The 25,396-nt window shown below is 65.5% G+C and carries 25 protein-coding genes and 1 pseudogene; 11 read left to right on the forward strand and 15 right to left on the reverse strand.

What is annotated here, in order from left to right; all coding sequences use genetic code 11:
* Nucleotides 1–179 precede the first annotated feature (179 nt).
* Genes BKG60_RS31685 through BKG60_RS05245 form a run of 3 tightly spaced genes read right to left on the reverse strand, consistent with a single transcriptional unit; the run spans nucleotide 180 to nucleotide 2,169 of the window.
* On the reverse strand, nucleotides 180–641 hold the full coding sequence (locus tag BKG60_RS31685; RefSeq protein ID WP_131823369.1) for a hypothetical protein: 462 nt from the start codon (nucleotides 639–641) through the stop codon (nucleotides 180–182).
* A 50-nt stretch (nucleotides 642–691) separates the two neighbouring features.
* Nucleotides 692–1,864: a hypothetical protein gene (locus BKG60_RS32180; RefSeq protein ID WP_207553868.1), complete on the reverse strand. Its 1,173-nt coding sequence runs from the start codon at nucleotides 1,862–1,864 to the stop codon at nucleotides 692–694.
* Nucleotides 1,865–1,890: 26 nt separating this feature from the next.
* Complete coding sequence (locus BKG60_RS05245; protein WP_070944376.1) at nucleotides 1,891–2,169, reverse strand: hypothetical protein; 279 nt, start codon at nucleotides 2,167–2,169, stop codon at nucleotides 1,891–1,893.
* Between the two features lie 236 nt (nucleotides 2,170–2,405).
* Between BKG60_RS05245 and BKG60_RS32335 the strand changes: the two are divergent.
* Nucleotides 2,406–2,625, forward strand: a pseudogene (locus BKG60_RS32335) (hypothetical protein); the annotation flags it as partial.
* A 106-nt stretch (nucleotides 2,626–2,731) separates the two neighbouring features.
* Here BKG60_RS32335 and BKG60_RS05255 read toward each other — a convergent pair.
* The 9 genes from BKG60_RS05255 to BKG60_RS05295 all read right to left on the reverse strand — a co-directional run bounded on the left by BKG60_RS05255 (nucleotide 2,732) and on the right by BKG60_RS05295 (nucleotide 12,215).
* Nucleotides 2,732–3,901: an acyl-CoA dehydrogenase family protein gene (locus BKG60_RS05255; protein ID WP_070944377.1), complete on the reverse strand. Its 1,170-nt coding sequence runs from the start codon at nucleotides 3,899–3,901 to the stop codon at nucleotides 2,732–2,734.
* Between the two features lie 2 nt (nucleotides 3,902–3,903).
* Entirely contained in the window at nucleotides 3,904–4,947 is a 1,044-nt protein-coding gene (locus BKG60_RS05260; RefSeq protein WP_070944378.1) for an acyl-CoA dehydrogenase family protein, read from the reverse strand.
* Nucleotides 4,947–5,792, reverse strand: coding sequence for an amidohydrolase family protein (locus BKG60_RS05265; protein ID WP_070944379.1), 846 nt, complete (start codon nucleotides 5,790–5,792; stop codon nucleotides 4,947–4,949). Before BKG60_RS05265 ends, BKG60_RS05260 begins: the two co-directional genes overlap by 1 nt.
* A complete protein-coding gene (locus BKG60_RS05270; RefSeq protein ID WP_070944380.1) occupies nucleotides 5,789–7,405 on the reverse strand; it encodes an acyl-CoA synthetase in 1,617 nt (538 codons plus the stop codon). Before BKG60_RS05270 ends, BKG60_RS05265 begins: the two co-directional genes overlap by 4 nt.
* 8 nt (nucleotides 7,406–7,413) lie before the next feature.
* Nucleotides 7,414–8,661: an amidohydrolase family protein gene (locus tag BKG60_RS05275; protein WP_070944381.1), complete on the reverse strand. Its 1,248-nt coding sequence runs from the start codon at nucleotides 8,659–8,661 to the stop codon at nucleotides 7,414–7,416.
* Between the two features lie 4 nt (nucleotides 8,662–8,665).
* Nucleotides 8,666–9,487: an enoyl-CoA hydratase gene (locus BKG60_RS05280; RefSeq protein WP_070944382.1), complete on the reverse strand. Its 822-nt coding sequence runs from the start codon at nucleotides 9,485–9,487 to the stop codon at nucleotides 8,666–8,668.
* A gap of 112 nt (nucleotides 9,488–9,599) precedes the next feature.
* Nucleotides 9,600–10,607 carry a dihydrodipicolinate synthase family protein gene (locus BKG60_RS05285; RefSeq protein ID WP_070944383.1) on the reverse strand — a complete coding sequence of 336 codons (1,008 nt, stop codon included), beginning with the start codon at nucleotides 10,605–10,607 and terminating at the stop codon, nucleotides 9,600–9,602.
* Nucleotides 10,608–10,615: 8 nt separating this feature from the next.
* Nucleotides 10,616–11,410 (reverse strand): SDR family NAD(P)-dependent oxidoreductase, encoded by a 795-nt coding sequence (locus BKG60_RS05290; RefSeq protein WP_070184737.1) that lies wholly within the window; start codon nucleotides 11,408–11,410, stop codon nucleotides 10,616–10,618.
* Between the two features lie 43 nt (nucleotides 11,411–11,453).
* Nucleotides 11,454–12,215 carry a crotonase/enoyl-CoA hydratase family protein gene (locus tag BKG60_RS05295; protein ID WP_070944384.1) on the reverse strand — a complete coding sequence of 254 codons (762 nt, stop codon included), beginning with the start codon at nucleotides 12,213–12,215 and terminating at the stop codon, nucleotides 11,454–11,456.
* A 259-nt stretch (nucleotides 12,216–12,474) separates the two neighbouring features.
* Between BKG60_RS05295 and BKG60_RS05300 the strand changes: the two genes are divergently transcribed.
* Nucleotides 12,475–13,233, forward strand: coding sequence for a TetR/AcrR family transcriptional regulator (locus tag BKG60_RS05300; protein WP_207549549.1), 759 nt, complete (start codon nucleotides 12,475–12,477; stop codon nucleotides 13,231–13,233).
* A gap of 72 nt (nucleotides 13,234–13,305) precedes the next feature.
* On the opposite strand, the gene BKG60_RS05305 is transcribed toward BKG60_RS05300, so the two are convergent.
* The 3 genes from BKG60_RS05305 to BKG60_RS05315 are packed head-to-tail and all read right to left on the reverse strand — an operon-like array spanning nucleotide 13,306 to nucleotide 16,201.
* Nucleotides 13,306–14,487 (reverse strand): thiolase family protein, encoded by a 1,182-nt coding sequence (locus BKG60_RS05305; RefSeq protein WP_070944385.1) that lies wholly within the window; start codon nucleotides 14,485–14,487, stop codon nucleotides 13,306–13,308.
* A gap of 51 nt (nucleotides 14,488–14,538) precedes the next feature.
* Nucleotides 14,539–15,438, reverse strand: a complete 900-nt coding sequence (locus BKG60_RS05310; protein ID WP_070944386.1) for an enoyl-CoA hydratase/isomerase family protein — start codon at nucleotides 15,436–15,438, stop codon at nucleotides 14,539–14,541.
* Nucleotides 15,428–16,201: a FadR/GntR family transcriptional regulator gene (locus BKG60_RS05315; protein WP_070944387.1), complete on the reverse strand. Its 774-nt coding sequence runs from the start codon at nucleotides 16,199–16,201 to the stop codon at nucleotides 15,428–15,430. Before BKG60_RS05315 ends, BKG60_RS05310 begins: the two co-directional genes overlap by 11 nt.
* Before the next feature lie 90 nt (nucleotides 16,202–16,291).
* On the opposite strand from BKG60_RS05315, the gene BKG60_RS05320 reads away from it, so the two are divergent.
* From BKG60_RS05320 to BKG60_RS05360, 9 genes are read left to right on the forward strand one after another with little or no spacing between them, the layout of a single operon-like run.
* Nucleotides 16,292–17,086: an enoyl-CoA hydratase/isomerase family protein gene (locus BKG60_RS05320; protein WP_083339222.1), complete on the forward strand. Its 795-nt coding sequence runs from the start codon at nucleotides 16,292–16,294 to the stop codon at nucleotides 17,084–17,086.
* Between the two features lie 14 nt (nucleotides 17,087–17,100).
* Complete coding sequence (locus tag BKG60_RS05325) at nucleotides 17,101–17,916, forward strand: enoyl-CoA hydratase/isomerase family protein (protein WP_070944388.1); 816 nt, start codon at nucleotides 17,101–17,103, stop codon at nucleotides 17,914–17,916.
* Nucleotides 17,917–17,918: 2 nt separating this feature from the next.
* Nucleotides 17,919–18,692, forward strand: a complete 774-nt coding sequence (locus BKG60_RS05330; protein ID WP_207549550.1) for an enoyl-CoA hydratase/isomerase family protein — start codon at nucleotides 17,919–17,921, stop codon at nucleotides 18,690–18,692.
* A complete protein-coding gene (locus BKG60_RS32340; protein ID WP_070944390.1) occupies nucleotides 18,692–20,140 on the forward strand; it encodes a class I adenylate-forming enzyme family protein in 1,449 nt (482 codons plus the stop codon). Before BKG60_RS05330 ends, BKG60_RS32340 begins: the two co-directional genes overlap by 1 nt.
* Nucleotides 20,133–21,569 (forward strand): class I adenylate-forming enzyme family protein, encoded by a 1,437-nt coding sequence (locus BKG60_RS05340; protein ID WP_070944391.1) that lies wholly within the window; start codon nucleotides 20,133–20,135, stop codon nucleotides 21,567–21,569. Before BKG60_RS32340 ends, BKG60_RS05340 begins: the two co-directional genes overlap by 8 nt.
* Entirely contained in the window at nucleotides 21,562–23,052 is a 1,491-nt protein-coding gene (locus BKG60_RS05345; RefSeq protein ID WP_070944392.1) for a class I adenylate-forming enzyme family protein, read from the forward strand. The genes BKG60_RS05340 and BKG60_RS05345 overlap by 8 nt, the downstream gene beginning before the upstream one ends.
* Nucleotides 23,049–24,176, forward strand: coding sequence for an NDMA-dependent alcohol dehydrogenase (locus tag BKG60_RS05350; RefSeq protein ID WP_070944393.1), 1,128 nt, complete (start codon nucleotides 23,049–23,051; stop codon nucleotides 24,174–24,176). Before BKG60_RS05345 ends, BKG60_RS05350 begins: the two co-directional genes overlap by 4 nt.
* The gene (locus tag BKG60_RS05355) at nucleotides 24,173–24,571 is read left to right on the forward strand and encodes a PaaI family thioesterase (protein WP_070944394.1); all 399 of its coding nucleotides are present in this window, start codon (nucleotides 24,173–24,175) and stop codon (nucleotides 24,569–24,571) included. The genes BKG60_RS05350 and BKG60_RS05355 overlap by 4 nt, the downstream gene beginning before the upstream one ends.
* Complete coding sequence (locus tag BKG60_RS05360) at nucleotides 24,568–25,395, forward strand: TIGR03619 family F420-dependent LLM class oxidoreductase (RefSeq protein ID WP_070944395.1); 828 nt, start codon at nucleotides 24,568–24,570, stop codon at nucleotides 25,393–25,395. Before BKG60_RS05355 ends, BKG60_RS05360 begins: the two co-directional genes overlap by 4 nt.
* Nucleotide 25,396 lies beyond the last annotated feature (1 nt).

Below are 25,396 nucleotides of genomic sequence, written 5' to 3' on the forward strand. Positions count from 1 at the left end.
GCACCGCGGCGGCCTTCTCCTCCGGGCTGTAACGACGCGCCGTGGGCTTCCCGGCACACTGTTCCTTCGGCATACCTGCATCCTCGTTTCCAAGGTCAGGAGCCTCCGGGATTTCCAGGGCGATTCAACCTGTCGTTTCCCTCCCCATGGGTTGTGGTCCACGAAGGTTACGCCAGCCTCTATGGCTCGGTCTTGGGTTGCGCGGGCATATCGGGGCACTGTTCTCGGAGCGCGGCGGTGGCCTCGTAAGTCTCTACCGACGATTCGATAAATGCGTTACCCTCGGCTGCCGAGGGAGCTACTTGCGGATCTCGGCTAGCTGAGTCGCGTTGCAGTTGAGATCCCAGCTCGGCGGCTTCTGCCCATTTGGTCAGCTCGTCTTTCAGACTGATAGTTGAAACGGATTGCGCCGCAGAGCGAATCTTATCTCCCATGCTTGCCTCGCGTTCTGCCGCCGCGAGCAAAGCATCCCGGCCGCCGGGCCCCGTTGACAACTCGTTGTTTACCGACGATGTCATCGCCAGCCACTCGCGTCCGAGTTGTTCAACCACGGTGCATTCTTCGGCGGGCGGCGCGGCAGAATCGTCACGTTGCTGAAACGCCCATACCCCACCCGCTGCAGCGCCGGCAATCGCAACCACGGCAGAGACTGTCCACAGCCAACGGTTTCCTGGCACACCCATATTCTGTTCTAGCTTCCTCTCATGTTTGTCGAATCACCTGGGAACTCGTGATTGCCACCGTAGGGGTTGGGGATGTATAGGTGCAGGCTGGGATTGGTGGCCCAAACTCGGCCAATATCGCGAGGTTCGATCGGTGCCCAGACTCCCGCGCCCCAGAACGGGCGCATCAACCCGGCACCGTCGTTCTGTGGGATTAGTACATACTTGTGCTCAGCTTCGAATTGGTATCCGACCCATGTGGCCGGATACCAGTTGCCGTCGCGTTGAACCCACTGCGCATGACCCGCGGCTCCGTCGAATCCCTCACCTACGACCCGGAAAGTGTATGCCTCTTGCAGGTTCCAGCCTGGAGTCGCTCCCCATCCGTTAGGGGGTGGCTCGACCACATTCTTGAATCCTGAGGGAGGCCCGATCACAGGCGACGGAAAGTCTCTATGCCATGGCTTAACCTGAGGTGGACCCGGTGGTAGTCCGTTCCCCTGGTACGGGTGGTCATAGTCGATTTCCCACCGTCCACCGCCTTCGATCGAGTCCTTCGGCTGGCGCGGTACACCGAACGGAGAGAGATTGTCCCATCCGTCCTGGCCCGGAGTCTCCGGTAGATCACCTAACCTCGGTGGTCCAAGCTTGTAATCAACCGCCTGTACAAGATGGTTCTTGCTGTCGCCGTCGAACCTGATCTCTTCCAGCTCAACTGCCTTGGCGTGAAGGCGTTTGCCCACCAACGCGGCGGTACTAACGAGTTGTTCGGCGCTCCAGCGGATATCTTCGGCGTGCTCGGCGAGAGCCCTGTTCCGCCCGACGATCGTGGTGATGTCGTACTTGCGGGCATCGGTGACCTTCAAATTCTCAGCCACGCTGAATCCGTTGTTCTCGGCGGTGGTGATTGCCTCCGCGGCCTTGTCGATGGCGGCGTTGATGTCGTGATCGCCGTTGTCGGCGAGGTCGGCAGCCTCGCGCAGCACACCGCCCTGACGGCCGACCACCGCGACGTCCGCCGTCACCCGATCCAGGGCCGCGTCCTTCGCGTCACCATCCCAGGTGGTGCCGCCCGGCGATGCGATGTTCTGAAGGTGCTCCTCAAAGGTGTTCTCACTCCTGGTGGCAGCCTGCCGCCATGTTGCCGCAGCCTCGGTGAGGTGCGACGTGCTCCAGTTCTCAATCTGTGAACGCGTGGGCAACCCACCCGACGAACCGGACGCTGGACTCACACCGTCGCCGAAATCGCGCCAGCGCCACTGCTGTCGGTGTCGTCATACCGTCCGCCGCCCACCGACAAATCGCCAGCCTGCCCCACCACGCGTCGAGCCTGACGTTCTCGCACCACATTCAAGGCAGCGTTGACCGCACCCACTCCAGCTGCACTCGGATCATCACCACCAAAGCACCCATCGACTGCTCCCGCTACCAATCCAGCGGCAAGCGCATCGCTGGCACCGGCAGCCGCCCGCAAACCACCTGCGTTCACTTCCAGCCCGTTTGCCATATCAATCCCCCAAACTGGCTAATTCGCCCCATATAGCCTATCACCGCGCGAGCCGTCCACTGTCTGGCCGACGTCGACACATCGCGACCCCGATTCCGATGCGTCGAACGATCACTCTGGCGCGCATCCCAATGGCGACCGAAACACACGCGGCCTGCCCGCCAGCGACGAACCCCATGCCGATCCGAAGCGTCAGGGGATAAGTTGAGGGCACACTACAAACTAGTTAGCCGGCGCTGGTATGCCCATACCATCATCGGGGCGGTATCACCATCACCGGACCCGCCGACCGGCTCGTCGTCACCGACAGTGTCGGACATCCGCTACACGGTGGATCGCTGGCCCGCCCACCTACCGCGCCCCCACCCGATGGCCCACCCTGCCCCGGACCCACCGGCGAACGCGCCGACTGGTGGTGGCCACCCACCCTTCCAATCACAACCAACCCTCAATTAGTTTGCTGCGAACCTCGTCGAACGAGACACCGTGGTCTGTTGCGAACTCGCGCCGCGTGGTGAGCACCCGCTCGCTACGTTCTGCCAATCACGACACCGGAGCCGCATCACGATGCCTTCGGCGCCGAGTAGTTCGGCTTGCCCAGACCGAGCACGTGTTGGGCGATCATGTTGCGGAACACCTCGAGCGTGCCGCCGTAGATGCCGACCAAGGGCGCGAACCGGTACACGTACTCACTGCGGTCATCGGCTCCCCCGTCGGCCCCGACCGGCAGTGCGGCGACCGACCCCGCGATATCCATCAGATCCGGGGAGATGTCACGCATGGTCTGCGCCAGCGCCACCCGGCCGAAGATGCTGGGTGACGACAGCGATGCCTCCAGACGAGCCACGCTACGGCCCAGTCGATACGCGACCGACCCGTCCTCGACGGCACCGGACTTGCCCACCAGCGCAGCCACATTGTCTGCCGCCTCCGCCATGAAGCCGGCCTGGTGCATCATGATCGCAACATCGGCCAGGCCGTCATCGGCCGCCGCGACCGCCCCGTGCTCGGCGTCGAGCGGTTCCCGCACCACCGTCCAGCCGCCGTTGACATCGCCGAGCCGGTACTTGTCGTCGACCCGCACGTCGGAGTAATAGACGATATTGGTGCGGTCGCCGTCGACGGTGCGAATACCCTGGATCTCGATCCCGTCGGAGTCAAGCGGCACCAGGAACATGGTGAGGCTCTTGTGTTTCGGCGCTTCTGGATCGGTGTTGGTGATCAGGAAGACGTACTTGCAATTGTGCGCGCCGGTGGTGAACATCTTGGATCCGTTGATCACCCAGTGGTCGCCGTCGCGCACCGCGCGCGTCTTGCAGGTGGCGACGTCGGAACCGCCCTCGGGTTCGGTGTAGCCCAGGCACAACCGCACGGTGCCGTCGAACACCCCGCGCAGCACATCGTCACGGATCTCCGGAGAGGCGAACTTCGCGACCGAGCGGGCCACCATCGAGGTGGTCCCCCACGTCACCCACGGCACCTCGGCGCGACGCTTCTCCAGCTCCCAGATCCGCCGGCGCACCCGAGAGAACCCGCCGTCGGCCTCGGACTTCCACTCCTTCTCCAGGTAACCGGCCGCACCCAGAGCCAGGTGGACACCCTCGTCGAAGTTGTCACCGGTCTCGCGGTCGCGCCGGATGACGTCCTCCGTCACGACGCTCGACAGAAACTCGCGCACCTCGGTGCGGAAGGCCTCGTCTTCGGCGGACAGTTCGACTGTTGAAAAATCCATATCTAAACCCTGCTTTCGCGAGCGGCCACAATCTGAGCGATGCGCACCGCGGTGGCACCCGGATCTCCACCGGCAAGTGCCCAGCCACGGGCCCGCACCAGGTAGGCGGTAGCGGCCGCCTCCGCCGACACCCCCAGCCCGCCTTGGACGTGTACCGCCATGGTGGCGGCCTTGGCGGCCTCCTCCGCCATGAAGACAAACGCCGAGGGGGCCAGTTCCGGCCGCTCGTCGGGCTCGTTGTCGAGGAACCACGCGGCCCGACGCACCAGGCCCCGCCCGCTCTGGACGGTGATCGCGATGTTGGCCAACGGATGGGAGATGCCTTGCAGCGTGCCGATCGGCACACCGAGGGTGTACCGCGACTTGGCGAACTCGGCGGCGATCGTCATGGTCTCCTCGACCAGCCCCACCAGCGCCGCAGCCGTCAGCAGACGCCATTCATCCAGTGCCCGTTGATATTCCGCCACTGCGTCGGCACCGCTGGCCAGCACCACCCGGGAGTCCGCGGCGGCCGGATCCACCCACGCCATCGGCAGCTTTCCGATGTTGTCGACACGGGCCGGACGACTGGAGAATCCCAGCTGCACGATGCTCTCACCGTCGCGGACGACGATGTGATCGGCGATCGACGCAGTCGGAATGAGCCGCGGACCACTCGGTGCGACCTGCGCAGGATCAAGCCCGACGATCTGGGTCCCCTGCACGATCTCCGGCGAATCCAACGCCCCGAGCCGCGTGAGCAACCGCGCCCCCACGACGTGGTCGATCCACGGCACGGGTGCCAGCGAGCGCCCCAGTTCCTCGGCCACCAAGGTCAGGTCCACCAGGGTTGCCCCGTCACCGCCGGCAGATTCCGGAAGTGCCATCGTCGTGGCGCCCATGGCGCACAACCGTTCCCACAAACTCTTGTCGAAGCCCGACGGCTCGGCCGCACGCACCGCCTCGATGTCGGAGTGCGTCTTGAAGAACTGCCGGTATGCGGTCTGCAGGTCGACGTGATCCTCGGTCAGGCTGTAATCCAGCCTCCGCAGCTCATAGCGGTCCATCAGCTCTCCCGATTCTGGCCGAGGAAAAACTCCGCGGCATTGTTGTAGAGGTAGTTGTCCAGCACGTCAGCCGGCAGGTCGAGTGCGAGCGCCTCGGGCACGACGCGCTGCATGCGCAACACCGGGAAATCCGAGGCGAAGATGACCTTGCCCTTTCCCCGGGTCCGCATGAAATGCAGCAGGGATTCCGGCAGCCGCTTGGGCGACCAGGCCGATGTCATCAACCGCAGGTTCTGGTATTTGATCAGCATCCGAATCGCGATGTCCCACCACGGATCCGCACCGTGGATCATGCACAGTTTCAATTCCGGGAACCGGACACACACCCGGTCGAGATAGATGGGGTTCTGTACCTCACCGGGAATCGGCGGACCGGGCAGGCCGGTGTTGACGCACAACGGCAGTTCCAGCTCGGCGCACTTGGTGTAGAGCGGGTAGTACACCGCGTCGCTCGGCGGATACTGGCCGTCGCCCCAGAAGCTCGGGCCGACAACGGTATAGGCCACCGGCAGGTCAGCGGCGACGGCGGTGAGCTCGCGTAACGACGGGATTGGGCGCAGTAGGTTCACCCCGCCCATCGCGAGGGCGAACCGTTCCGGCTGCGCCTCGACGAACTTCCGCGCCGTGACAGATGGCTTGGCCAGTGAGTCCATCAGGATGGCCTTCTGCACTCCATGGGTGTCCATCTCGTCGAGCATCTCCGACAGGTCGATCGGGTCGTACATCGACTTCGGGCCCTTGAAGTAGTCGTCGCGCACCTTTTTCATGAAGGTGGGCTGGTTCTCGGTCTCGCCGAAGTGCACGTTGGCCAGACAGTCAATCACTCGATGTTCGCTGCGTGTCATACCTTTGTCTCCGCCTGTTGCGTGGCCAGGCTCTTGGCCCAGCGGTAGTCGGCCTTGCCGTTTCCCAGTCTGCGGATCTCCTCGACGAACAGCACGTCCTTGGGGAGTTTGAATCGGGCCAACCGGGTCGCGCAGTGCTCCCGCAGCGCCGGCACGTCGACGGTGTCGCGGATCGACACGAGTGCGACAACCTCTTCACCCCATCGCTCACTGGGCCGGCCGACAGCCAGTGCATCGACCACGTGCGGGTGTGCCCGTAGGACTTCCTCGATCTCTTCGACGAACACCTTTTCCCCACCGGTGTTGACCACCAGCGAATCCCGGCCCAACAGGCGCAGGGTGCCGTCGGCGTCGAGTGAGGCGCGGTCACCCGAGACCACCACCCGTTCGCCGACCACCTCGGGGAAGGTCTTCGTCGTCGCTGCCTCATCGTTGAAGTAGCCGAGGGGAATACGGCCATTGCGCGCCACCCAGCCCACCTCGGTGTCGCCGGGCTCCAGGAAACGGGAGTAGTCGTCGGCCAGTACCAGTCCGCCGGCCCGCAGCTGGAAAGTCTCGGCGGTCGGGGTTTCGCGCTGGGTGTGGCCGAACCCCATATTGCCGGTCTCCGAGGAGCCGAATCCGTTGATGATGGTGATCTGCGGTATGTGTTCCAGCAGTGCGCGTTGATGTTTCGGGTTGGTGGCCGCACCGCCGGTGCCGATCGCGAACATGGACGACAGATCGTAGGAGCGCCGGCCCAACTCCTCGACGATCGGTCCGGCGTAGGCGTCGCCGACCATCGTCATCAGCCCGATCTTCTCCCGCTGTGCGGTTTCCAGCACCGTACGCGGGTCGAAGCGAGGCTTGGTGTCGTGCAGCACCACGGTCTGGCCGGAGAGCAAGCCGGAGAACGCAGTCCACATCCCGGCGGCGTGCATCAACGGCGACACCGCGAACCACGGCGGGCCGGCGTTGGCCACCTTGTCGTGGATCTCGCTCACCTGATCGTGGTCGGCCCCGTTCATCGACGACACGTAGATGTCGCCCTGGCGCCACATCACGCCCTTGGGACGGCCGGTCGTGCCGCCCGTGCAGACCATCAGCAAGTCATCAGCCGACGGAGCGATGCCGTGGTCGGTATCCCCCTGCGCCAGCGCGTCTTCCAGTGTCACCGAACCCGGCAGCTCGGCACCGTCGCCGTCGTCCACGGAGATCAACAACTCGGCAACACCGTCACCGAGCACGGAAGCAAACTTGGCCCCCAGCGAGCGGTGGTAGATCACCGCGCGAGGTTTCAGGTAGGCCAGCAGGTCGGCCACCTCGCCCGGCGAGTAGTAGTAGTTGACATTCACCGGGACCGTGCGCGCCTTGAGGCAGCCGATCACCATCTCGGGGTACAGCTCGTTGTGCATGACCAGCGCGACCACGTCTTGACCGCATTCCCAGCGGTTCAGGTCCCGCCGTTCGCGGTACGCACCCAATCCGCGCGAGGCCAGGAAGTTGGCCAGCCGGCGGGTGAGCTCCGCTCCCTGCGCGAAGGTGGTGCGGCGAGCGCCGCACACCGTCATCTCCCGGTCGGGCACCGCCTCGGCGATCGCGTCGACGACGGCACCGATCGTCCATTCGGCCATGGCGGCGGCTAGACCGACACCAGACCCGCGACACCGGGCGCAGTCCGGGTCGGGTCGCCGAGCAGTTCAAGAGCGTTGTCGCGCATGACCTTCCGAGTGTCCTCGAGGCTGAACTCCGGGAACTGCGGAATGTCGGCGGTGAAGGTGGTGGGATCGGCAAGGCCCTCGCCGTGCGGCCAGTCCGAGCCGAACAGGATCTTGTCGACGCCGATGGTGTCGGCGAGCAACTTCACGTCGTCCTCGTAATACGGCGCGATCCAGACGTTGTTGCGCAGCTGCTCGACCGGATCCTCCTTGAAGTGGTATGGCGCATTGTTGGCCGCCTTCTTCAGCCGCTTGATCAGCCGGTAGACGAAGTAGGAACCGTTCTCGATGCTGCACACCTTGAGCTTGGGATGCCGGGTGAACACCTGGTGCACGATCATCGAGGCCATGGTGTCGTGGATCGCGCGGTCATCCATGATGACCATGTCGAGCGGATCACGCCTGCCGAAGCCCTTGAATACGCCACTGCCGCCCCACAAGGCCGGGACCGCCATGTATCCGGAGTCCGACAGATGGAAGACCACGGCGACACCCGCCTCGGCCAGCCGCGCCCAGACCGGATCGTGCGACGGGTCACCCAGGGACCGCGGCCGGACCGCACCCGGAACCGGGGCGGGCCGCACACACACAAGCTTGGCGCCGCGGCCGATCACGAACTCGACTTCCTCGACCGCCTGCACCGGATCCGCCAGCGAGATGATCGGTGCGGACACGAAACGTCCGTCGGGCCGGTCGAATCCCCAGTCTTCGTCGAGCCACAGGTTGAAGGCATGCACCGAGGCCATGGTGGCCTCGATGTCGTGCTTGAGCCCCTCCTCCACACCGCACGCGAAAGTCGGCAGCATGAACACGGTTTCGAGGCGCTGCCGGTCCAGCACCTTGAGCCGGGCATCGCGGTTCTGGTACTCGGGGTGGTCGGAGAGCCGGTCGACCTTCATCAGGGACGCCGGGTCGACGCCCTCGGGGATCTCGCCACGGAACAGCAGATCCAGGCATCCTGGCTCGATGATCGGGTCGAAGGTCGGGTTGGGGATGAAGTGGTTGACGGTCCCGCCGAACACCGCGAGGGTCCGTTTGCCATCCTGCACCATCTGGACGCCACGGCTTCGGAATTCCTTGGGCAGGTGCCGGGTGAAGGCATCGATCGGCTCGTAGTAATGGTTGTCGACGTCGACGGCGAGGTATGGAAGCCGTTCGGGAGCTTCGGTCATGTCATCAACCTTCTTTCAGGGGCGGGAAATTCGGGGGCCGTTTTTCGAAGAACGCGGTGATGCCCTCGACAAGGTCGGGCCGAACCATGGACTCGTGCATGAGCTTCTCGGCTCGGTCGCTGACGTCGACGACGTTGTCATGGGCGTCGCCGTAGAGCTGACGCTTGATCACCGCCATCGATGCCGGAGAGCAGTTGCGGGCCAGATCCTCGGCGTACTCCAGGGCGCGGTTCAGTAGATCCTCGGGCGCGACAACCTCTTTCACCAATCCGAGCTGGGCGGCCTCCTCGGCGAAGAATGTCCGGCCGGACAACAACAGGTCCGCCGAGACGCCCCAGCCGGCCAGTCTCGGCAGGATCCAGGTGATGCCGTATTCGCCGATCAATCCCCGGCGCGGGAAGGCGGTGGCGAATTTCGCTCGGGCCGCGGCGAATCGGACGTCGCACATCAGGGCATGGGTGAGGCCGATGCCGACACACGCCCCGTTGATGGCGGCGACCACCGGCTTGCGCAGCTCGGTGAGGAAATGCGGGTGGCGCTCGCCGACGATCTTGCTGACGTCGGTGTCTTCGTTGATGCTGGCGCCCAGATCCTGCATGGCGCCCATGTAGGCGCCGGCGCAGAATCCGCGCCCGGTCCCGGTCAGCACGATCGCCCGCACCGCGGGATCGGTTTCGGCGCGGTCGAAACTCGCGTAGACGCCGGCGGAGATGTCCGCACCCCAGGAGTTGAGCCGGTCCGGTCGATTGAGCGTGATGACAGCCACGCCCGCGTCCGTCGTCTCGTAGAGAACCGCCTCGGTCCCCACACTGTCAGCGACCGTCACGCGCCGATACCTCCCCGATGCCACACCAGCCGTTCAGACATACATACTGTATACCTATCGGTAGTGCATTCCGCAAGCCCGGCGTTACCGCCACGACCTGCACAAAGACGGTTCAGGCGTCGATCAATCCGAGCTTCCGATAAGCGGTTTCGATCTGGGTCTTCGCCGCTTCCGGCAGGAACGCCTGAGGCGGACGGGAATGCGGGTAATCGCCGATGGGCATTCCCAGCACCAAGGCGGCGTGCTTGAAGGCGCCGGCCCAGTGGGTGAAGTAGTCGGCCCGGCCCGGATAGCAGGTGAACCAGGAACCCATGTCGAGGCCGAATTGGTCCAATCCCGACTCCCGACCGAAGTCCATCGCCTCGATGAGCCGGTCGGCGTACACCAGATCCCAGTACTCGGTGAAGATGCGGCGTTGCGGGGTTTCATACAGGTACCCGGCCGTGCCCAGCTGCGCCGGGCACACGATGCCCTCCCGAAGCCAGCCTGCCCGGTACACGGTGGTGTCGCATTCCCAGACCGCCAGGTACGGAGCCAGCTCATGCAGCCGGCGGCTCGCGGCAGGCCGGAAGGCGCCTTCCTTGGTGGCGCACACCGCCGGGATCGCCTCGGCGATCCGGGCGCTTTCGTCCGGTGTGAGCACGTAGCCGGAGGACGGCGAGTTGAACATCCCGAGGGCGATGTCCGTGCGATCGGCCACATATTGGAAGAAGCGCAGCGCACCCTCTCCGGCGTGTGTCTCCATCATCGGTGTCTGGATGTAGACGATGTCGGCGCCGGCCTGCTGCGCGTGCAGTGTGAGCTCCAGGCAGTCCTTGGCCGAGGTCGCCGCGGTGCAGGCCTGAATGACGACGTTCGGATCGGCCCCTCGGCCCTCTTCGATCGCCACCTCGAGCAGCTTCTTGCGCTCGTCGAGGGTCAGCGCCCAGAACTCCGCCAAACCGCTGGTACACCACAGCATTCGGTGACCGAGATCGCTGACACAGTAGCGCACGAGGTAACGGTAGGCGTCCCAGTCGATGTCGTCGCCGTCGGTTCCGCAGAACGGGGTGTAGAGCGAGTCGCCGATTCCGCGCAATGCCGAGCGAGCCCAGTCCCGCGCTTCGGCTGCTGTTGCCATGACGCCCCCTAGATGAAGTCCGATCCACCGTCCACGTTGATGTTGGCCCCGGTCATGTATGAGTTGCGCTTGGACGCCAGAAAGGCTGCGACAGGGCCGATTTCACTGGGCAATCCGGCGCGCGGCAGGTGGGCGGGATGCCCGAAATGCTCATCGATCGCTGCCATCAGCGCATACGGGTCGTTGCCGTCGACGCCTACCGTGTCAGCCCACCCGCGCAGCGCTTCCGACGAGATGCTACCCGGGGACACCACATTGACCATGATCTCGTCCTTGGCCAACAGCAGCGACAGATTCTTGGACACACTGTTCACGGCCGCCTTGGCCGCTGTGTAGGCCGGCAACCGGGTGCTCTGCCGCTGGGTTGAGTGGGCCGAGAAGTTGACGACGCGTGCCCACTCGGCCTTGCGCAGCAACGGCAATGCCGCCCGCACGCAGCGCACCATGCCCATCAGACCGGCGTCGAACGCCTCCTGCCACTGGTCGTCGGTCAACTCCTCGAAGTTGCCCGCGGCGCCGGGGCCGACCGTGTTGATCAAGGCGTTGATCGCACCCCACCGCTCGCCCACCGTGGTGAAGGCCTGTTCGACCTGGGAGCCGTCCGAGGTGTCGGCGACGATGGCCACCGCCTCCGGCGATCCCAGGCGGGTCAGCTCCCTTGCGGCGGAGTCCAATACGTCGCGGGAGCGCCCCACGATCGCGATCCGCGCGCCGTCCTCGGCCAGACACTGCGCCGTCGCAAAGCCCATCCCCCGGCCACCGCCCACGACGACGGTGGCCGCACCTGCGAATCCCAGATCCATGGCTCAACTAACTCCCCGGTCGCTTCGCTCCTGCCCGCCGGACTCAGGAACCGGTCCAATTGGGGGCGCGCTTCTCGGCGAAGGCGATGGCCCCCTCCTTGGCGTCGTTCGATGAGAACACCGGCCCGAGCAGTTCGCCCTGCTTCTTCCACATCTCGTCGGCCGACCACTCCGAGGACGAGGCGATGATCTCCTTGGTCACGGCCACGGCCAGCGGACCGTTGGCCGTGATCCGATCGGCGAGCTCGAGCGCACCGTCGAGCGCACCACCGGGCTCGGTCAGCTTGTTGACGAAACCCCACGCCGCGGCTTCCTCGGCGGTGAAGCTGTCACCGGTAAGCGCCAGTTCCATCGCCTTCTGGTACGGGATGCGCTGATGCAGACGCAGCAGCCCACCACCGCCGGCCACCAGACCACGCTTGACCTCGGGGATGCCGAACTTGGCGACCTTGGACGCCACCACGAGATCAGTAGCGAGGACCAATTCGGTTCCACCCGCGAGGGCGAACCCCTCGACGGCGGCGATCAGCGGCTTGCGCGGCGGGCGCTCAGTGAAACCCGCGCCGCGACCGGGGACGTAGGGCAGTTCCCCGGCAGCGAATGCCTTGAGGTCCATGCCGGCGCAGAAGTTTCCGCCCGCACCGGTCAGGACCGCTACCGACAGTTCGGGGGTGTCGTCCAGTTCGTCCATCGCATCGGCGAGTCCCTGGACCACCGCGAGGTTGAACGCGTTGCGCGCCTCCGGGCGGTTGATTGTGACGACGAGCGTACGACCCCGTCGTTCCGTGAGAACTGCGTCCGACATCAATGCCCCTTTGCTCGCGGCCGATAACCCGGAAAAGCCTACTATAGGGATTACAGTACAAAGGCGGCACCCCGTCGGCAGCGCCCGAGCGACGGAACCGCGCGAACGGTGGAAGGCATCCACGGAAGGGCTACCGGTAAGGTTGACAGCGACCAGACCCCGCGACACGCGCGCATAGGCGCAGTTCAGGTGGCGGACGGCGGTAAATTCACCTGCGATTGAGCCGCGGCACAGGGACGACGTGAACAGAATCGATTCGATGGAGGTGCCCGCAGTGGCAAAGCAACCGACCGCTGAGAAACGTCAACGGCGCGAACGTGGATCCATCAATCCCGACGACATCATCAACGGCGCATTCGATCTCGCGGAACAGGTGTCGATCGACAACCTCAGCATGCCGCTGCTGGGCAAACATCTGGGCGTCGGTGTCACGAGCATCTACTGGTACTTCCGCAAGAAGGACGATCTGCTCAACGCGATGACCGACCGCGCGCTGCGCCAGTTCGTCGTCGCCACCCCTTACGTCGAGGCCAAGGATTGGCGTGAGTCACTCGCCAACCACGCCAGGACCATGCGAAAAGCCTTCATGGGTAACCCGATTCTGTGTGATCTCATTCTCATTCGGTCGGCACTGAGCCCCCGGGCCGCACGCCTGGGGGTACAGGAGATGGAGACCGCGATCTCGGGGCTGGTCGAGGCCGGGCTGTCGGTCGAGGATGCCTTCGACACGTATTCGGCCGTGTCCGTACACGTCCGCGGCTCGGTTGTGCTGCACCGCCTCTACGAGAAGAACCGGGCCAACGACAACGCCCCCGGCGACTACGAAGAGACCATGGTGATCGACCCCGAGGTCACCCCGCTGCTGGCGCAGGTCACCAGCGAGGGCCACCGCATCGGCGCGGCCGACGAGAAGAACTTCGAGTACGGCCTGGAGTGCATCCTCGACCACGCGGCCGCACGGATCGAGGCGAATGCCGGTAAGGCGAAGAAGACGCCCGCCCGCCGCAAGGCGGTTTAGCTCGGACTCCGAACCTGAGCTTGTTGTCGAGAAATCCGTGATTCTTCGACAACAAGCTCAGGTTCGATGGCGTCAGACCTCGATGACCAGCCCGCCGCCCTGACCGCCACCGGCGCACATCGCGGCCACACCGATACCGCCACCGCGACGCTGCAGTTCGTAGATCAGCGTGGTGACCATGCGCGCACCGGAAGCCGAGATCGGGTGGCCCAGGCTGCAGCCGCTGCCCGAGAAGTTCACCAGCTCCTCGTCGATGCCGTACTTGCGCACCGCGGCGATCGGCACCGAGGCGAATGCCTCGTTGATCTCCCACAGCGCCACATCGGACGCCTTGAGCCCGGCACGGTCGAGGACCTTGCCGATCACCTCGACGCCGCCGAGCCCGGTGTCACGAGCTGCGACACCGACCGCACCCCAGGCCCTGACCTTGGCCATCACGTTGAGGTTCTCCGCCGCCGCATAGTCGTCGCCGACGAGGGCGACAGCAGCGGCAGCGTCATTGGTGCCGCTGCTGTTGCCCGCGGTGATGGAGAATCCCTCGATCTCCGGGTGCAGGACCTTGAGCTCGGCGAGCTTCTCCGCGGTGGTGCCGCGGCGCGGGTGCTCGTCGACACTGAACTCGATGACCGAACCGTCGGGCTGGTTGACCTTCAGCGGCACGATCTCGTCGAGGAACTTGCCCGCGTCGATCGCGGCGACGGCCCGCTGGTGCGACCGCGCGGCCCAGGCGTCCATGTCTTCACGGGTGATCCCGGCTGCCTGAGCGGTGTTCCAGCCGACCGTGATCGACATGTCGCGCATCGGCGCATCCGGGGTCTCGACGTGCGTCGGGGTCATCCAGGGCTCGATGAACTCGATCTCGGGGCCGAATCCGGGCACCCGCCATTTCATCAGTGGCGACGAGGACAGCGACTGCACGCCGCCGGCCACCAGTACCCGCTCCATGCCGGAGCCGATCTGGGCGGCCGCGTTACCGATCGCGGTCAGCGATCCCGCACAGTGTCGGTTGACGGCCTGACCGGGAACCGACTCCCAGCCCAGCGCGTCGGCGGCATAGCGGGCGATATCGCCGCCGCCGTAGTTGGATTCGGCGAAGATCAGATCGTCGATGGACTCCGGGCTGATGCCGGCGCGGCGCACGACCTCGGGCAGGACGGTGGTGATCAGGGTTTCCGGCGGGGTGTTGACCAGGGTCCCCTTGAAGGAACGGCCGATCGCTGTGCGGGCAGCGCCGACGATGACGGGTGTTGGCATGGTTCCACCTTTACGCGATGTCGTGTTTCTGTAACGGTATCAGGACGGGGTCTACTGCGGTTCGGGGACGTGGAAATGTTCGTCACGCAGCCGGAACGCCTCCTTCGTGCCATGCTGCGCGCGGGTCTTGACGAAGTTGAATTCACCTGGCGAGAACTGCAGGTTGGTGCCGTACGCGTGGAAGATATAGCTGGCCGCTTCCTCGCCCTGGTAGGCCTGACTCTGCTCGACGAGCCGGAACGCCTCCTTGGCGATCACCACGCCGTCGGCCGGCATCTTGGCCGCCTTGGCCGCCCAGTACTGCGCGCGGGCCGTCACCTGATCGGACTCACACGTGTCGGTGAAGATGCCGAGGTGCTCGATCGAGCCGGCCTCGATGACGTCTCCCGTCAGCAGCATCCTGCGCGCCAGCACCGGACCGAGCCGATGGAAGAACATGTGCAGGCTGCCCAGCGCCGGGCCGAGGAACCGGGTGGCCGGCATCCCGATCTTGGTATCGCGGGCGATCACCGAGATGTCGGTCATCAACGCCATCTCGAATCCGCCGCCGAGTGCGTAACCGCTGATCTCGCCCACGGTGACCTTGGGGAAGCCCATGAAGTTGTGATAGAAGCCAAAAGACTTGCGGTCCACGGTCAGTCGTCGCCGCTGACTGGGGCGTGACTTCTTGGGAGCGGACTGCTCAGCTCCATCCCTCTGCGCTTCGCGCAAGCGCTCATCGCCGTACCAGCCGTAGGCATTGTTCATGTCGGCGCCGGTGCTGAACACGCCCTCGGCGCCGCGCAACAGCACCACGGTCAGATCGTCGTCGTCGGCCACGATGTCGAGGTAGCGGGCGATCTCGTCGCGCATCGCAGCGTCGTAGGAGTTGCGCTGCTTGGGATTGTTCAGCGTGATGGTGGCGATGCGGTGGTCCGCATCGACCTCGAACAGCACCCGGTCATCGGTCATGCGAAATCAACCTCGCTTCAATGGTTTTGTCGTTGCCGGCGGCCAGCGTGGTGTGCCGCGCAGCGGTGAGATGGTCGGCCGCGAGCTTGGTCGCCCGGGCCGTGTTGCCGTCGGCGATGGCGTCCACCAGCCGTTGGTGGTCCCGCAGTGCGGCGCGCATGGTCGAAGCCGACATACCCGCTTCGCCCTCACCGGTCCATACGCCGGACTCGTGCGTCGACCAGATCAGCTCCAGGGAGCCGATCAGCAGGATCATCGGCTCGTTGCCGCATCGAGATACCAATGCCTCGTGGAACTTTCGGGCGTTCGGCACATACTGCGACATCTCGTCGAAATAAGCCACCTGCCGGTCGATCTCGGCCTGCAGGTGCGGCACCACCTCAATGGCGCGGTCTTCCCGCGCGGCGCACATCCCCGCGCAGATCGGCTCCAGGTGCAACAGCGCCTCGCTGACATCGGCGGGCGTGGCCGCGCGGGTCTGCAACACCATGCCGATCATGTGGGCAGTGCGGTCGGCCGAGGGCATCTGAACCACCGCTCCCCCGACGTTTCCGCGGCGCACCGAGATCAACCCGTCGGTCTCGAGTAGGTGAATGGCCTCGCGCAATGCCGGCGGGCTGACCCCGAACTCCTGGAACAGGCTCTCCTGGGTGGGCAGGATGTCACCTTCACGTAGGCGGCCGGACAGGATGTCGTCACGCAGCTTGGACGCGACGATCTCGGCAACCCGGGGCTGCCGGATGCGCCGCGCGCGTCCTTCCATCGGAGACCTTTCCTTGCTAACTTGTACAAGATAGTAACCGCATCGCCTACTGTATGGGCAACTGTATGGACAGGGAAGGTTGGAATCCAGGTGAGTGACGGTTCGGTGACCACGTCTCGCGCGGACTCCATCCTGCGCATCACCTTCGACCGGCCGTCGCGGCGTAACGCGTTGAGCCACGAGATGATCGATGATCTGGTCGGCATCCTGACGGCGGCCGCCTCGGATGACTCGTTGCGGGCCATCGCCCTCACCGGGACCGGCGACAACTTCTGCACCGGAGCCGACTGGGTCGCCACCAACGAAACAGGTCAGCGGCCCCGCACCGGCGATCTGGTCCGGCGGATCCCGCACACCGCACACCGCGTCATCGAACTGGTCGCCACCATCCAACTGCCGGTGGTGTGCGCGGTCCGCGGCTGGGCGGTGGGATTGGGCTGCAACCTGGCGCTGGCCGCCGATTTCACCATCGCCGACAGCGAGGCGACATTCTGGGAACCGTTCATGAGCCGCGGGTTCACCCCAGACTCCGGCGCGACCTGGCTGCTGCCCCGCCTGGCCGGGGTGGCCCGGGCCAAGCGCATGCTGCTGCTCGGCGAAAAGGTCACGGGGTCCCAAGCCGCCGACTGGGGGTTGATCCACGACGCGGTTGCCGTCAACCAGTTCGATGAGGCAGTGGACTCCTTATTGGCCCGGCTGGCCGCCGGGCCGACCGTCGCGATCGGCCTCGCCAAACAGGCCATCGCCTACGGCCAGCACGCCACCCTGACCCAATCTCTCAACCAGGAGCTGTCCAACCTGGAAATCTCCTGCCGCACAGCCGATTTCAAGGAAGGCCTGGCCGCGTTCCGCGAACGACGCGATCCGGACTTCCAGGGTCGATGAACCGAAGGAAACCCATGACTGCGCCAGTCACGTACGACACCATCAAGTACGAGGTGGACGGCCACAAGGCCACCATCACCTTGAATCGGCCCGACGCGCTCAACGCACTGTCACCACACATGATCACCGAGCTGCGCGCGGCCTATGACGAAGCCGAGAACGACGACAATGTCTGGCTGACGATCGTCACCGCCACCGGCCGCGCCTTCTGCACCGGCGCCGATGTCAAGGAGATCCCCGGCGACGGAAAGGTCGTCAACGAGCGGCCCTACCTGTCCACTTACGAACAATGGGAAGCACCCCAGGAGGGCACCCCGCCGTTCCGGAGCATGGCCAAGCCCGTCGTGGTGGCCATCAACGGAATCTGTTGTGGGGCCGGTTTGGATTGGGTCACCACCGGTGACATCGTGATCGCCTCGGACAAGGCGACCTTCTTCGACCCGCACGTCAGCATCGGGCTGGTGGCGGCGCGCGAGATGGTCCGGTTGGCCCGCGCCCTTCCCCGCTCGGTGGCGCTGCGAATGGCGTTGATGGGCAAGCACGAGCGCATGACAGTTGAGCGTGCCTACGAACTCGGGCTGATCACCGAGATCGTCGAACACGACAAACTGTTGGAACGTGCCCACGAGATCGCCGACACGGTGTGCCTCAACGCCCCGCTGGCGGTGCGGGGGACGCGGCTGGCCATTCACAAGACCCTGGACCTGCCGTTGCACGAGGGTGAGATCTTGGCCGAGACGTTCCGCGAGCGTGTGGTCCGCACCGAGGATGCGCTCGAAGGACCGCGGGCGTTCGTGGAGAAGCGCAAGCCCAACTGGCAGGCGCGGTAATCGTGGAAACCATCCTCCTCGACTTCGACCACGAGTCACGGGTCGCCACGGTCACGCTGAACCGTCCGGAAGCGCTGAACTCGTTCAACCGCGCGATGTGCAACGAGATGCGCGATGCCTGGCACGCCATCAAGGATGACGAGGGCATCAACGCCGTGGTGTTACGGGCAGCGGGCGACCGGGCGTTCAGCGCCGGGCTGGATGTGAAGTCCAGCTACGGGCAGCCCGAGATCGTCTGGAACCATGAGGATCCCGGTGAACTGCTCAGCCCGAAGTGGCAGAAGATGTGGAAGCCGGTGGTGTGCGCGGTGCAGGGGATGTGCACGGCCGGTGCGCTCTATTTCGTCAACGAGGCCGACGTGGTGATCTGCTCGCAGGAGGCCACGTTCTTCGATTCCCACGTCAGCGCCGGGTTGGTGTCGGCGTTGGAGCCGATCGGCCTGATGCGGCGGGTCGGGCTCGGCGATACCTTGCGGATGGCGTTGATGGGCAATGACGAACGCGTCAGCGCCGAAACCGCACTGCGGATCGGACTCGTCACCGAGGTGGTGGCCCGCGACGACTTGTGGGGCCGCGCAAGCGAGATCGCCACCACCATCGCCGCGAAACCGCCGACCGCCACGCAGGGGACCGTGAAGGCGATCTGGGAGTCTCTGGACAAGCCGTATCGCGCCGCCATGGACCAGGGCCTCATCTACACCCGGCTGGGCAATCCGATCGCCAAGGCCGAGCTGGCCGCGCGCCCCCTACCCAAGACAACACCCCGGATCCGCTGATGGCCCACCCACTTTCACAGCGCATCGATGACGTCCTCGATCTGGACCCGACCGCGAAAGCCATTCAGTACGACGGCCAGTGGCACACCTGGACCCAGATCGCGACATTGGCACGGCGCATCGGGGCGGTGTCTTCGGGCACCCGGGTCGGCATCATGTTGCGCAATCGACCGGTACATGTGGCGGCGCTGCTCGGGGTACTGGCCGCCGGCGGCACCGTCGTCGTGATCAACCCGTCCCGCGGCGACGAGCGCACCCGCACCGACATCGAAAGCCTCGGCCTGCCGGTGCTCATCGGGCTGGCCGAGGACATCGCCACCCTGGCGGCGCCCTCCCCCACGACGACGACCGTGACGATCCACGATCTCGACACCGAACCCGAGGTCAGCCCCGCCAAGAACCCGTCCGACGATGCTGGTCGCCCGGGCGTCGCGGTGTGGATGCTGACCAGCGGCACCACCGGCCCACCCAAGCGCGTGGACCTCACCTACGACATGCTGGCCCGCAGCGTGATCGGGCGTGCCCCCGAAAACTCCCCGGCACCAACTGAATTACGTCGCGGCGTGGCGATCGTCAACTCGCCGCTGGTACACGTCGGCGGCGTGTTCCGAGTGTTGTTGTGCATCGCCGAGGCCCGGCCCTTCGTACTGCTCCCCAAGTTCGACCTGACCCGCTGGGCCGATGCCGTGCGCGAACACCAGCCACGCGCCGTATCACTGGTCCCGGCTGCCCTGCGGATGGTGCTGCACTCCGACCTCACCCGCGATGACCTCGCCGGTGTCCGTGCGGTCACCTCCGGCACCGCACCGCTGTCCGCTGACGATGCCGACGCCTTCGCCGAGAAGTTCGGCATCCCGGTGCTGACATCCTATGCCGCGACCGAGTTCGGCGGCGGGGTGGCCGGCTGGACGCTGGCCGATCATCAGAAGTACTGGAAAGCCAAGCGCGGCAGTGTGGGCCGAGCCAACCCCGGAGCCCGGCTGCGGGTGGTCGATGAGGGCGGCAGTGAGCTGGGCCCGGACGAGAAGGGCTTGTTGGAGGTCAAGCCGGCGCAATTCGATGCCGACGCGGACTGGCTGCGCACCACAGATCTGGCGCGCATCGACGCCGACGGATTCGTCTGGATCCTCGGCCGTGCCGACCAGGCCATCATCCGCGGCGGATTCAAGGTGATGCCCGACGATGTCCGTACCGCTCTGGAGAGCCACCCCGCGGTGCGCGGTGCGGCCGTGATCGGCATGCCCGATGAGCGATTGGGCGAGACACCGGTGGCGATGGTGGAGCTGCACGACGCCGCCACCATCGAGGGTCTGCTTGAGTACCTGGGCGGCCGGCTGGCCCGTTACGAGATCCCCACTGACATCGCTCTTGTCGAGACGATTCCGCGAACGCCATCGGGGAAAGCCGATCTCGGCGCCGTACGGGACCACTTCGCGTCGCGTGTCTGACACTGTCGCAGGACTGCTGCGCGGGTGCACCGACCGCCCGCTGTTGATCTGCGACGACCGGCGGATCAGCTACCCCGAGGCACAGCGCCGCTCCGCCGAGGTGGCCGGCGGCCTGCTCGCGCTCGGTGCCGGCAAGGGCACACACGTCGGTCTGCTCTATCCCAACGGTGTCGACTTCGTGGTGGGGATGTTGGCGGCCGCTCGCATAGGCGCGGTGGTCGTGCCGTATTCCACCTTCCTGACCACGGCCGAGCTGGCGACCCAGCTGCGCGACAGCGATACCGCGATCCTGCTGTCGGCCCGCGGTTTCCGCAATCACGACTATGAGGAACGGCTGGCGGGGATCGACACACCGTGCCTTCAGCATGTGCTGTTCGACATGCCACGCGCTGACGTCCCGAACCTGGCCGGATTCGAAGACGATGTGGATGGCTGTGATCCGCTGGCGGTCATCTACACGTCAGGATCCACCGGCTCCCCCAAAGGCGTGGTTCACACTCACGCATCGCTGATCGGACATCAGCGCAATCTCAACGAGATCCGCGGGCTCACGGCCACTGACCGATTGTTCTGCAATTCGCCGTTCTTCTGGATCGGCGGTTTCGCGTTCGGGCTGCTGGCCACGATCACCGCCGGGGCCACCCTGATCTGTTCGAACGCGACCGATGCGGGCGCTACCCTCGACCTCATCGAGACCGAGAAACCCACTATCACCAACGGTTTCGTCGCCGGCATCGCCCACCTGAGCAGTCATCCCAGCTATCCAGACCGGCAGTTCTCGGCACGGCGAGGCAACCTCTACCCCGTCATGGCCCCGGACTGCCGGCCCGCCGACCCGGAACTCCGGCACAACATGCTGGGGATGACCGAAACCGGAAGTGTCGTGCTGATCGATGCCGACGACGGTGATCAACCCGAGCATCGTCGCGGCAGTTATGGTCGGCCCGCCCCCGGATTCGAGACGAAAGTGCCGGCCTCAGGCGAGCTGTGCGTGCGCGGGCCTTATCTGATGCAGGGCTACTACGGGCGCAACCGCGAGGAGTGCTTCGACGCCGACGGCTGGTTTCACACCGGCGATCTCGTCCGCGTCGATGACGACGGCTACGTCTACTTTCTCGGCCGGGCGGGCGCGATGATCAAAACCTCGGGCGCCAACGTCACTCCCGATGAGGTCGAGAAAGCGCTGGCGACACTGGGAATCACCGCGCATGTGCTCGGCCTGCCCGACGCGACTCGCGGGCAGATCGTGGCGGCGATCATCGTCACCGACGACTCCGTCGACATCGATGCGGTGCGCGGCCAACTGCGGGGCACGCTGTCGGCATACAAGGTGCCGCGGGCATTCACGGTGTGCCGCCCGGCCGATCTGCCGACACTCTCCAGCGGCAAGCTGGACATTCCGGGTCTACGTGGGCTGTTCGATGCCTGACACGATCGACGCGCTGGTGCGCGCTCATTCGTCATCCACAAAGTCTGCGGTGGTGGACCCCGAATCGCGGATCTCCTACGCCGAACTCGACTCCGGAACCGCCGAACTGGCCGCCGGGTTCATCGCCGCAGGTGTCACCAAGGGGTCCCGGGTAGGGCTCCTGATGCCCAACGGGGTGGACTGGGTGCGGATCGCGATCGCCCTGACGCGGATCGGCGCTGTCCTGGTCCCGCTGAGCACATTGCTGCGCCCGGGTGAATTGACCGCGCAATTGCGGATGGCGTCGGTGCAGTTCCTGATCGCGGTGGAGGAATTCCGGGGCCATCGATATCCGGTGGACCAGGATCAGCTACCCGCGCTGTGCGGAATCTGGACCGCCGAGCAGGCGCTGAGCTCAATCGGGCCTCGCGGCGCGGCGGATGCGCTGGCCGCCTGCGTGCGCGAAGGCGACCCGTTGGTGATCATGTTCACCTCAGGAAGCAGCGGGCCACCGAAGGGGACCATTCATTCGCACCGAAATGCCCTGGGCGCCGTGCGCTCTGGTCTCGAGGCTCGATGCATCACCGGCGAGACCCGGCTGTATCTGCCCATGCCGTTCTTCTGGGTGGGCGGTTTCGGTGCGGGCATCCTGTCGGCCCTGCTGGCCGGGGCCACCCTGGTGACCGAACCCGTCCCCCGGCCGGAGTCCACACTCGAACTCCTCGAACGCGAACAGGTCACGCTGTTCCGGGGCTGGCCCGAGCAGGCCGAGGCGCTGGCCCGTCACGCCGGAACCGCGGATGTCAGCGCGTTGCGGCCGGGAAGTCTGGAAGCACTCTTGCCGGAAGGGATGCGGTCACGGCCCGGGGCCCGAGCGTCGCTGTTGGGGATGACCGAATCGTTCGGTCCGTACTGCGGATTCCGGGCCGACACCGACATGCCCGAATCGGCGTGGGGCAGCTGCGGTCAACCCTTCGACGGGATGGACGTGCGCATCGCCGACATCGAAACCGGGCAGCCGTTGCCGCGCGGCGAAACCGGGTCGATCCAGATCCGTGGCCCGCACGTGATGCGGGGTATCTGCCGGCGCAGCCGAGAAGACGTCTTCACCGCAGACGGCTACTACCCGACCGGGGATCTGGGCTACCTCGATTCCGACGGGTTCCTGTTCTACCGCGGCAGATCCGACGACATGGTCAAGGTCCGCGGTGCGACGGTATATCCGAGCGAGGTGCAACGGGCGCTGCGTTCCGTGCCCGGAGTCCGTGCGGCCTATGTGGTCAATGTTCCTGACGGCCAGGCCAATCGGATCGGTGCGGCCGTGCTGGGAGCTGGGCTCTCGGTGGAGTCACTGCAAAGCGCCACCCGCGCGGTCCTCAGCTCGTTCAAGGTGCCCACGGTGTGGCTGCTCCTCGATGACGAGGATGACGTCCCGCGCGGAAGCACCGGGAAAGTCGACATCGCCACACTGCGAGCCATGTTGAGGGAGGGTGTTCACCGATGAAAACCAAAGGTGCCCTGGTATGGGACTTTGGTCAACCGTGGTCGATCGAGGAGATCGAGATCGGTGACCCACGCAAGGGCGAGGTCAAGGTAGCGCTGGAAACCGCAGGGTTGTGTCACTCCGACCATCATCTGATGACCGGCGACATTCCGATGGCCGACTTCCCCATTCTGGGCGGCCACGAGGGTGCCGGGGTGATCGTCGAGGCCGGGCCGGACACCGAAGGTCTCGAAGTCGGGGATCACGTGGTGATGTCGTTCATCCCGTCCTGCGGTAGCTGCCCGGCCTGCCAGACCGGCCTGCGCAATCTCTGTGACCTCGGCATGGGCCTCCTCGCCGGCGCATCGGTTTCCGACGGCTCGTTCCGGGTACAGGCCAAGGGACAGAACGTGATTCCCATGTCCCTCCTCGGCACTTTCTCGCCCTACGTAGTGGTGCATCGGACGTCGGTGGTGAAGATAGACCCGACGATTCCCTTCGAGGTGGCGTGCCTCGTCGGCTGCGGGGTGACCACCGGATATGGCTCGGCCGTGCGCAGCGCCGAGATCCGGCCCGGTGACGATGTGGCGATCGTCGGCATCGGCGGCGTCGGCACCGCGGCCCTGCAAGGTGCAGCCATCGCCGGAGCCAGGCGCATCTTTGCGGTGGACCCGGTCGAATGGAAGCGTGAACAGGCGCTCAAGTTCGGGGCGCGCGAGGCCTATCCCGACGTGGCTACCGCCTTGGCCGGAGTGGCCGCAGCGACCGGTGGTCGCATGTGCCGCAAGGTCATCGTCACGGTCGGGCGTGCCGAAGGCCGCGACGTGGAGTCATGGATGCAGCTCACCGCCAAGGGCGGGACCTGCGTACTGACGGCCATGGGCAACGTGACCGACTCCGAGACGAAGCTCAACCTGGCCGGCTTGACCTTGCTGCAGAAGAGCCTGCAAGGGAGTCTGTTCGGGGGCGGCAACCCTCAGTTCGACATCCCCGAACTGCTCACCTTGTATCAGCTGGGCCAGCTGAATCTCGACGACATGGTCACCCGCGAATACCGGCTCGAACAGATCAACGATGCGTACCGGGACATGTTGGAAGGACGTAACATCCGCGGCGTCATCCGCTACAGCGAGGCGGACCGATGACCACCAACATCTTCGAGTTGTTCGAGCTGATCGGATATCGGGACGCGCCGGGATCCGACGACGAGGCCGTGGTCGAACTGCCGGTGGCCCCGCAAGTGGTCAATACCAACGGCGGGTTGCAGGGCGGCCTGCTGGCCACCCTGGTCGACACCGCGGCGGGCAAGCTCGCCATGCGCGGGTTGCCGCCCGGCCACAGCGTGGTGACATCGGACCTCAACCTGCGCTATCTACGGCCGGTCACAGCCGGCGCCGCGCGGGCGGTCGCCCGCATCGTGCATACCGGCAAGCGGTCGATGGTCATCCAGGTCGACATCTTCACGGTCCCGGACAATGACCTGGCTGTCGTCGCCACGGTCAGCTTTGCGAAGATCCAAGCCAAGGAGGCAACGTCGTGAAGCTCGGACTATCCACACCCATCGTCATGCAGCATCCCGGTGAGTTCTCACCGTGGGAGGCTGACGCCGGTCCCGATGAACTGGCGTTGATCGCCGAGGCGGCAGACGATCTGGGGTTTCACCACCTCACGTGTGCCGAGCACACCGGAATTCCTGCCTCCGCCGCCGGAGTGCGCGGGACGGTCTATTGGGATCCGCTGGCCACCTTGTCTTTCCTGGCGGCTCGGACCCGCCGCATCCGGTTGACGACCGCCGTAGCGGTGCTCCCGTACCACCATCCCGTGGCGCTGGCGAAGAGCTACGGCACCCTCGACCGGCTCAGCGGTGGACGCGTGATCCTCGGCGTCGGGGTCGGATCGCTCACCGAGGAATTCGAACTGCTAGGCGCCCCGTGGGAGGATCGTGGAGCGGCTGCCGACCGCGACATCGCCAAGTTGCGGGCCGCGTGGGGGCAGCCGGTGGTCGACGGCTTCGCCATCGAACCTCATGCCGCCACCACCGACCTCCCGGTCTGGGTGGGTGGGCGTACCAAACGCTCGCTGCGCCGTGCCGTCGAACTTGGCACCGGCTGGATGCCGTTCAGCCTCTCGCCGGACACGATCACCGAATTCCTGGCCCGGCACGCATTGCCCGGGGATTTCGACGTCGTCCTCTCTCCCGGTGCGCCGCTGGATCCGTCAGGGGACGCAGACACCGTGCGCAAACGCCTGACCCGATTGCGCGACGCCGGAGCCACGATCGCCAACTGTTCGGTGCAGGCCCGCAATGCCGAGCATTTCTGCGATCAGCTGGCGGCCCTGAAGGCGATCGGCGAGGATCTGTGAT

The sequence above is a fragment of the Mycobacterium syngnathidarum genome, assembly GCF_001942625.1.
Classification (GTDB): domain Bacteria; phylum Actinomycetota; class Actinomycetes; order Mycobacteriales; family Mycobacteriaceae; genus Mycobacterium; species Mycobacterium syngnathidarum.

Excerpts from the sequence above, each read along its gene's own strand:
- BKG60_RS05245 (WP_070944376.1), bottom strand. The coding sequence starts at position 2,169 with ATGGCAAACGGGCTGGAAGTGAACGCAGGTGGTTTGCGGGCGGCTGCC.
- BKG60_RS05255 (WP_070944377.1), bottom strand. The coding sequence starts at position 3,901 with ATGGATTTTTCAACAGTCGAACTGTCCGCCGAAGACGAGGCCTTCCGC.
- BKG60_RS05260 (WP_070944378.1), bottom strand. The coding sequence starts at position 4,947 with ATGGACCGCTATGAGCTGCGGAGGCTGGATTACAGCCTGACCGAGGAT.
- BKG60_RS05265 (WP_070944379.1), bottom strand. The coding sequence starts at position 5,792 with ATGACACGCAGCGAACATCGAGTGATTGACTGTCTGGCCAACGTGCAC.
- BKG60_RS05270 (WP_070944380.1), bottom strand. The coding sequence starts at position 7,405 with ATGGCCGAATGGACGATCGGTGCCGTCGTCGACGCGATCGCCGAGGCG.
- BKG60_RS05275 (WP_070944381.1), bottom strand. The coding sequence starts at position 8,661 with ATGACCGAAGCTCCCGAACGGCTTCCATACCTCGCCGTCGACGTCGAC.
- BKG60_RS05285 (WP_070944383.1), bottom strand. The coding sequence starts at position 10,607 with ATGGCAACAGCAGCCGAAGCGCGGGACTGGGCTCGCTCGGCATTGCGC.
- BKG60_RS05290 (WP_070184737.1), bottom strand. The coding sequence starts at position 11,410 with ATGGATCTGGGATTCGCAGGTGCGGCCACCGTCGTCGTGGGCGGTGGC.
- BKG60_RS05295 (WP_070944384.1), bottom strand. The coding sequence starts at position 12,215 with ATGTCGGACGCAGTTCTCACGGAACGACGGGGTCGTACGCTCGTCGTC.
- BKG60_RS05300 (WP_207549549.1), top strand. The coding sequence starts at position 12,475 with ATGGAGGTGCCCGCAGTGGCAAAGCAACCGACCGCTGAGAAACGTCAA.
- BKG60_RS05305 (WP_070944385.1), bottom strand. The coding sequence starts at position 14,487 with ATGCCAACACCCGTCATCGTCGGCGCTGCCCGCACAGCGATCGGCCGT.
- BKG60_RS05310 (WP_070944386.1), bottom strand. The coding sequence starts at position 15,438 with ATGACCGATGACCGGGTGCTGTTCGAGGTCGATGCGGACCACCGCATC.
- BKG60_RS05315 (WP_070944387.1), bottom strand. The coding sequence starts at position 16,201 with ATGGAAGGACGCGCGCGGCGCATCCGGCAGCCCCGGGTTGCCGAGATC.
- BKG60_RS05325 (WP_070944388.1), top strand. The coding sequence starts at position 17,101 with ATGACTGCGCCAGTCACGTACGACACCATCAAGTACGAGGTGGACGGC.
- BKG60_RS32340 (WP_070944390.1), top strand. The coding sequence starts at position 18,692 with ATGGCCCACCCACTTTCACAGCGCATCGATGACGTCCTCGATCTGGAC.
- BKG60_RS05345 (WP_070944392.1), top strand. The coding sequence starts at position 21,562 with ATGCCTGACACGATCGACGCGCTGGTGCGCGCTCATTCGTCATCCACA.
- BKG60_RS05350 (WP_070944393.1), top strand. The coding sequence starts at position 23,049 with ATGAAAACCAAAGGTGCCCTGGTATGGGACTTTGGTCAACCGTGGTCG.
- BKG60_RS05355 (WP_070944394.1), top strand. The coding sequence starts at position 24,173 with ATGACCACCAACATCTTCGAGTTGTTCGAGCTGATCGGATATCGGGAC.